Source organism: Pantoea sp. JGM49 (assembly GCF_018257655.1).
Classification (GTDB): domain Bacteria; phylum Pseudomonadota; class Gammaproteobacteria; order Enterobacterales; family Enterobacteriaceae; genus Pantoea; species Pantoea communis.
Genome location: NZ_JAERJM010000005.1, coordinates 351,833 through 359,771, shown reverse-complemented (window position 1 = coordinate 359,771; position 7,939 = coordinate 351,833). Strand labels below are relative to the sequence as shown.

Genomic DNA, 7,939 nt, shown 5'->3' with positions numbered 1-7,939 from the left:
AGGAGATTTCTTCAATGATTCTAATAATCCTGTGTTAAAGATGGTAGGAAACATTGCTTTTAAGAAAAGCTAAGCCATAAAACCACCAAATGATCGGTGGTTTTTAATAAATAAATGATTTGCAGCAGTTTAAGAGTTAAATATCAAATATCATCGGTATAATCCCAATAGCCAGTCTTTTTCACTGCTGCTTCATCATTTTTATAATAAGGCTCTGTTAAGCTTAAATGAGGACGCTCCCAAGCGATATGCTTTCTAGTTATCTTTGCAGGGATTCCGGCTACGATACAGTTGTTAGGAAATTTCTTTTTAACGATAGAACCTATGCCTACAATCGAACCATTGCCTACTACTGAGCCACCAAGTATTACGGCACGTTCACCGATCCAGACATGATTACCAATAACCACATCTCTTGCTGGGTTAACACGTTTCCCAGTGCGAACATCAAATATTGGGTGGGAATCATCTGACCTAATAATGACAGACGTTGAAATCATGCAATCATCACCGATGCTGATTTTAGCGCCCTCTACGGCACTAATATAAACTGGACTGGAGGTGACATTTTTTCCAATTATAACCTGTGCATCCTCACCAACTCTGATGGTTCCTTTTAAAGGAATAGAAACTGCATCATGGCTACCAATAAAGACAGAAGAATTATTACAATCTAAATGTATAACTAGATTTGATAGCTTAGCACCATCATCAACATGAACTTTATTATTCCCCCCTTTGAAAACCACAGTGCAATCTTCGTAAATAGCTTTGGACTGTACTGAGTTACCTTTAGCGTCATTATAGTTTTCAATCTTATTAAGCTTAACCATAAGTTAAATCAAAGCCTCAAAATTATCATTTAGGTATTGCAAAGCTCAGTCATTAAAAATCCATATTGAGAATATCAATAACAAAACCAATAAATATTCAAAACTTAATACAATCACCCTCACTTATTCTATCAAAATCAATTTTTTTAAAGACTGGGAGACAGTAACAATTTGAATATCTTATTTCAACCTCATAATAAACCGCATTAACCTGCGTATTCTCCAGCAAATACCCCCTAAACTGCTTAAACAACTTCATATCCGGCTTAAACCCTGCCTGCCAGAACTGGTGCAAATGCCCTTGATACGTCAGTCCCTTGATGTCGTAGAGGGCATTGCCCATCACCTTCAGTGGCTTATTGTGAATCAGCGCTGAGATCCCTGCCGTACTGTTGATCGTGACCACGGCCTTAGCATGTGTCAGTAATTCCGGCATCGGCAAATCGTGCACATAGATCACACGGTCACTCACACCAAACTCTTTCCCCAAGCGCTTAATCAGCGGCCCATATAAACGATGACCGCGATCCATCGGATGGTGCTTGATAACCAAATGGCTATCTTTCGGTGCTTTGCGCGCAAAGGAATACATCACGTCATTAATATAATCACGCACATCGTCATAGCGGCTGTGGTTCCGGATCTGGCTGTCGTTGTACACCTGCAAGATCGCAAGGAAATAGCGCTGATCCAATTCTGACTGCAAACGCGGTAACACCTTACGCTGCATTACACCGTAGAGCTGTTTGCGACAGTAAGCACGAATCCAACATTGCGCTTCATACCAGGGTGAGAAGGATTTGTGATGGCGATATTTATGGAACTCATGACGGTAGCGCCAGCCGACCAGATAATACCAGGTCGCATGGCCAATGCGCTTCATCGCAGAAGGTTTCAGGTGCTCCACCTGCGCAGCAGGAATCTCTGGCAATTGACGATAGAAATCAGGGTCGCGCGGCAGTGAGGAGTGTGCATTCACCCCGCCCTCTTCCACCGTAATGAAGTGCGGACGCAGATACCCCTCTTCAAAGGCGAGGAAGCGAATACCTTTGGATTTTGCCCAACGACCTGCAGCCTGATGCAATGGCCGGCAATCGCCAAAGCACAGAATCGTATCGAAGTCGTAGCTGGCATGAGTGTCGCGCAGCCAGCCTGGAAATTCCTTCGGCGTCTGTTCAAACGTCAGATATTCACGCTGGCGACAGTAAAACCGATCGCCACCGTTGAATACGACATTCACCGCTTCACGTCCCAATGATTCCAGCCAAACCGCCACATCATTGAAAAACGGTCCCATCGGTCCCTGAAGTAGCAGGTATTTTTTCCCAGACAGCAAAATGGTCAATGCATTACTGTGCATATTCAACCTTCATGGTTATTCATTATTGTCCGTAACCGGCTATCTTCAGCCGAACCTGACCTTAATAAACATCAGTAACTTGCGGTAATGACGGATAATCCGTCCCGCTTTCTTTTTTGTAATAAACATCTGTCTGCGTGGCGTATGAATGAGGTATTCAGCCGCTTCTTCCGCCGCAATCGGCTCAAGGCGCAGAGGATGGATGTAACTCGGATAAACAATAAATGCCTGATAGATCAGGTCTGATAGCAGCAAACGGCGACTACGACGACGGCAGCTGTGCTCATCCGTGGTGAGTCCCCAACCTGCATAAAATGGCAGGCCATAACAAAATACTTTCTTGCCGTGCAGCAGCGCTTCAAAACCCGAAAGCGACGTGAGCGTATGCAATTCGTCCGCAATCTGGATGCATTGAATGATGTCGGCGTCCAGCGCCTGGTAGTCAGCGAACTGTGCAACCTGTTCGGCAGGAATGTCGCCCTTGCGATTACCCACCAGCACATCAGGATGTGGCTTGTAGATCACGAAGGCATCAGGATTGCGCTCACGTACGGTGCACAGCAGGCCGAGATTGGTATTAATGGAAACTGTGCCTGTAAGAATCGAAGCATCATCTTCAACCTGTCCCGGCACCAGAATCACTGTTTTACCCTGCGCGACAGCGGGCAACGTAAAGTCCGCGCCAAGGTTGTATTTACTCAGCTTACTGTCCACCAGGCGCTGCTGAAGCTTTTCAGCACGTAGCTGTTGAGCCAGCGTGAGTTGGCTGTGGTTCAGCAAAACTTCCAGGTCGCTTGGGCGGGTTGCATCGTAATAGATGCCGCGCTTATCCAGCACCAGTGAAAGTGGTGGCAGCAAATCGGAGCCCAGGCCAGATGACCGCAAGAAGCCATCTTCCATCCGCCACATCGGCAGCAAGCGCCTGTAAGCTTCTTCCTGCCAGCGTTGCTCCCCTTTCACACCCCATACAACGCACGCCGTAGCTGCAGAACAGCGGCGTGAGAAACTCACTTTATTCGCAGTGGTGCGTAAGAAAGGTTTGAGGATGGTGGATTTCCACAGCGTTAAGCCCGGCGCCCATAAATGCCCGTTACGCTGCTGCTGATGCCGACGTTGTAACTGCATCCAACGCAGCACAGTAAACAAGTCGCTTGCCGCGCCAGTTTGCGGATCGATATAACGGCAGTAACGCAGATACGCTGCGGCAAACAGTTCCAACAATGATGCGTTACCACGGCGCATTGCCAGTTCTTGAGCTTTCGGATGACGATCGTCAGTCAATCCCCAACCGGCGTACCACGGTTGACCAAAACAGGTCACATGTTTGCCCGCGATTAGTGCTTCAAAACCGTACTGCGAGGTCATCACATAAACACGTGAAACGTGGCGTAACAGAGACTGCGGACTCACGTTGTCAGCCATCAGGTGCACGCGATGCGTTGACTGGAGATTGGCGTAATAGCCTGCCTTCTTGCCCTGTAGGACATCAGGATGCACTTTGACCCAAATAATCGCCTGCGGATTTTCTTTGATCGCTGCATCCAGCATCGCCGTGAAATCATCGGCACCGGCATTGCCATAGGTGACAGACATATCGTTGAAGGTCTGATCGACCACCAACACCAGCTCAGGATTGAGGGCATCACCTGCGACAAAAGCCGGAGCCTGATTATATTTCGACAGGTCCTCGGTCACGATGGTTTGCATCGCTTCACGCGCCGGTTCAGCTAAAACCGCATTACCGGCTTTATCCTGAATCAGTTTTTCCAGTGCACTTGGCTGGTTGGCATCGTAATAGATACCGCAATCGTCCATTACGATGGAGAGAGGCGGTGCACCGTTTACGCCGAGATCCAGTGAGCGGATAAAACCGTCTTCCAGACGGAGAACGGGTTTACCGGCAGCCTGAGCCAGCGCAACCGGTTTGGCGGCGCTGGGGCGATGTCCCCATACAGCTACCGTATCTATCTCCTGCGGGATCGGGCGCAGTGCAGAAAGTTTCTGACACGGTTGTGCCAAAAAATTTTCCAGCTGCGGAATGCGCCAGATACCGGAAGAGAAGATGCCAATCATGCGGTTTCCGCAAGCTCCTGTGCCATCAGCTTACGAACTTTGTCGAGGCAGGCTGGCGTATCAACGCCCGGCCCGGTTGCCGCGACTTCAAAAGCGCGAATCGCGATGCCCGCATTCATTAAACGCAGCTGCTCCAGTGACTCCGCCTGTTCCGGCATGGCTTCTGGTAGTTGGCTGTAGTTTTGCAGCACATCACGGCGATAGGCGTAAATCCCGACATGTTTTAGATAACGGGCTTTATCGGCATTACGCGGATAAGGAATCGGTGAACGGCTAAAGTAGAGTGCATCGCGGCGCGTATTCACCACCACTTTTACTGTGCTGGCTTCCAGCGCTTCTTCTGCAGAGATCGGGTGGCATAAGGTTGCCACTGGCAAGGCTGCGTCATCACGCATGCCCTGTACCAGATGCGCGACATCCTGTGGACGAATCATCGGTTCATCGCCCTGCAGATTGATGTAGATATCCGCGTCAACCTTCTGCATCACTTCTACCAGACGGTCAGTGCCCGATTCATGGTCATCGCGCGTCATGATCGCCTTACCGCCGAAATCGGCGACGGCCTGCATCACACGTTCATCATCGGTCGCTACCCACACTTCGTCCACGCCCACCACTTGCAGCGCACGCTCATAGACGTGCTGAATCATCGGTTTGCCGACGATATCCAGCAAAGGTTTGCCCGGCAGACGCGAGGAGCCAAAACGAGCGGGGATCACAATCACTGCTTTGTTCATATCCATTCCTTAGATCGACAGAATCACTTTCGCACCCACCGCCAGCTGGTAGAGGATGGTGGAGATACCGCGTGTGACTTCGATGTTCTTCGATTCGTACTTCGGCAGCACCATCAGCTCGTCGCCTGGGTTCAGCGTGTCAACATCTTCACCGTTCTCGGCTGCCCCGTTCTGACGAATCACCACAATCTTGGCGTTACCCGATTTCTGCGTCAGACCACCACATTTCTCGATGTAATCTTTCGGGCTCATGCCTTTTTCCCAGCTCACTGCGTTCGGGAACAGCACTTCGCCATGCACCATAACCAGCGAGGTTTTCTGCGGGATGTTAATCACGTCGCCATCTTCCAGCAGAATCGAATCGAGGTTCTTCTCGTTGAGGATCACTTCACCCTTCGGCACCACGTTGCGCGCTTTGTTGACGAAGCGGCTGATCAGCTGAGCTTCCTGCATGCGCAGGCTGGCTTCTTCTTTGGTGGAGGACTGGGCAGAGAGCGAGGCCTCTTCCAGTTTCTGCAGGGACAGATCCAGCATTTCTTTCTGACGCTGCGCCACAGAAGGACGGTAAAGCTGGATAGCACTCATTTCAGACATGCTGTTGGTGCGGATCTTCGCTAACACCGCACGCATGCTCGAACCGTATGGCAGCACCATCGCGTGTTCGCCAGAGTGCGCACCTTCGACGCGAACCTGAATGGTGCCGGCATAGCGATCGGTGCTGACAATCAGCGTATCGCCATCCTGCAACATGCGGCCCGGCGCAGAACTGATCGGGTAATACTCACTACGTTTCTGCAAGCCCTGCTGGCGGATAATAGTGATGTTAGTGGCGCCTGGCTTAGCACGCGCCCAGCTCAGCGCTTCCGTCACCGGAATGCTGCTGTCGCGGAATTCAAAGTCATAGCTGTTGAACACATCGCCCTGCACGCTAAAGGTATGCTGACGCGGCCCCACCACGATGGTGTCACCATCGGCAAACTGTGACAGACCCAGCTTGCCGTTGAGCAGGAAGTCATACAGGTTAATGCTGGAACGCACGCGGTTGCCACGCTTCACCACGATATCGACATAACTGCCGCGATCGGGATCGACGCCGCCCGCTTTAATCAGGTAGTTGAGCAGGGAATCAGAGGTCACACCGCCATATAGTCCAGGGCTGCGCACAAAACCGGTCACGTAAACCTTCACCGGCTGCGCCTGCAGCAGCGAGGCGTACACACTGACGTTAGCCTGATAAACCTCTTTGACTTTGCTGGTCACTAACGCATTCAGCTGACTGTTGCTCACGCCCGCGACTTTTACCGGCCCCACATTCGGCAGGAAGATATTGCCTTTCGGATCAACCTGCAGAGCGCCATCAAAAGTGAACGCGCCCCACAAGCGTACCTGAATGCTGTCGCCGGGATTGAGCACATAGCCGGGGTTAAAGCCAACGGTTGCGCCGCTATCGGCGCTGGTGCCGTTAAACAGCTGTGCGCCGAACATACGGCTCATCATTGCAGGCGCAACCGGGCGCGGGGTGTTATCAAACCCATCGCTGCTCTGCACCTGACTACTCTGCTGGCCAGTGAGGAACGAAGGCAGCGGTGCCGCACCGGTCAGATTCGGATCGGCATTAATATCGACGGCCGCGCTGGCGGAGGTGGCTTGCCAGACGGCAAGCAGTAACAGTGACTTCAATAATTTCATGACGAACTCAATTAATCCCGGTGATCTTCAATAACGGCTAACAGCAATTTCAGCGTGCCGAACAATAAGCAGCACACCAGCAACCAGCAGGCGATCAAATAAGGGGTATTGGGGGATGTGGATTCCTGCGGCTGCTGCGGTGAACTGATCACCGACAAGACTTTCAGCTTACGTGCCGCTTCCACGCGGGTTTTCTCAATCGAAGTCAGCGCCAGCTTGTACAGCTCGGTATCAAACGCCACCTTCGATTTAATCTCTTCAAAATCCACCGCCATACGGTTCAGCTTGTGGCCCTGCGGCGCGGTGATTTTGCTTTTTTCAGCGTCAATCTGCGCTTGTAAGGAGGAGATCGCGTTTTGCGCACTCACCACCTGCGGCGCGTCATCACGCAGATAGGTCAGCAGGTTACGCAGATCGGCTTCCATCTGGATCTTTTGACCCATCAGGGTATTGACCAGGGTGCTGGCGGCAAGAGCCTGCGCTTCCGGGTCCAGCACGTTGTTGCTGTTCTGGTAAGCGAGCAATTCACTTTTGCTGGCATCCAGTCGAACGCGTGCTTTCTCCATTTCCGCTTCAGCAAACGAGAGCTGATCGCGTGCAATCCGGTGCGACAGTTCGTTGATAAAGCGCTCGGATTCTTTCAACACGGCCTGGTTAAACTTCAGCGCAAATTCTGGGCTGAAGCCTTGCGTCTGGATATCCAGCAGGCCGGTTTTGTCGTCGTAAGCAATGCTGATACGGTCGCGGTAATACTGCAGGAAGCGTTCGGCAGTCTCTTCCTTCGCCAGATGGTTGAGGAAATCCAACCCGCTATGGCTAAAGGCTTCATGGAAGTCGAGTTGCTTATCCAGCACCCGGAGCATGTCCGGTGAATTGATGTACTCCTTGAGGTAGAGCGCATCTTCGGCGGAACTGGGATTAGAGGCACCCAGCAACAAGCCAAAATTAAGACTACTGCTGGTGAGATCGTCCGAACGTTTTATCGCGACTTTGGATTCGCTCATATAGCGCGGCTGGCTGAAGATCACGAGATAGATCAGCAGCAGCGCCATCGGCAGCAGAATGATAATTTTCGCCAGGTGCTTCTGGATTTCCGCCAGTGAAATGGCAGGAAAACGCGAACGCATCGTGGATGCGGCGGACTTCACTTTCATCAACATGGAACTATCATCAAATTTTATTGGGGTGCTCAGGCACGTGTTGAGGTACGACTTGCGGCTCACCGCGCGACACACCCATTCATGTCC

At 51.2% G+C, this 7,939-nt stretch carries 6 protein-coding genes; all 6 read right to left on the bottom strand.

Annotation, left to right across the window (positions count from 1 at the left end):
* Nucleotides 1-143: 143 nt before the first annotated feature.
* A complete protein-coding gene (locus JK231_RS11895) occupies nucleotides 144-833 on the bottom strand; it encodes an acyltransferase (RefSeq protein WP_211728619.1) in 690 nt (229 codons plus the stop codon).
* A 97-nt stretch (nucleotides 834-930) separates the two neighbouring features.
* Nucleotides 931-2,193, bottom strand: coding sequence for a capsular biosynthesis protein (locus JK231_RS11890; protein WP_211728618.1), 1,263 nt, complete (start codon nucleotides 2,191-2,193; stop codon nucleotides 931-933).
* Between the two features lie 45 nt (nucleotides 2,194-2,238).
* Nucleotides 2,239-4,266 carry a capsular polysaccharide biosynthesis protein gene (locus JK231_RS11885; RefSeq protein ID WP_211728617.1) on the bottom strand — a complete coding sequence of 676 codons (2,028 nt, stop codon included), beginning with the start codon at nucleotides 4,264-4,266 and terminating at the stop codon, nucleotides 2,239-2,241.
* A complete protein-coding gene (kdsB, locus tag JK231_RS11880; RefSeq protein WP_211728616.1) occupies nucleotides 4,263-5,003 on the bottom strand; it encodes a 3-deoxy-manno-octulosonate cytidylyltransferase in 741 nt (246 codons plus the stop codon). Before kdsB ends, JK231_RS11885 begins: the two co-directional genes overlap by 4 nt.
* Nucleotides 5,004-5,012: 9 nt before the next feature.
* A complete protein-coding gene (locus JK231_RS11875) occupies nucleotides 5,013-6,692 on the bottom strand; it encodes a polysaccharide biosynthesis/export family protein (protein WP_211728615.1) in 1,680 nt (559 codons plus the stop codon).
* Between the two features lie 11 nt (nucleotides 6,693-6,703).
* On the bottom strand, nucleotides 6,704-7,852 hold the full coding sequence (locus tag JK231_RS11870) for a capsule biosynthesis protein (protein WP_211728614.1): 1,149 nt from the start codon (nucleotides 7,850-7,852) through the stop codon (nucleotides 6,704-6,706).
* Nucleotides 7,853-7,939 lie beyond the last annotated feature (87 nt).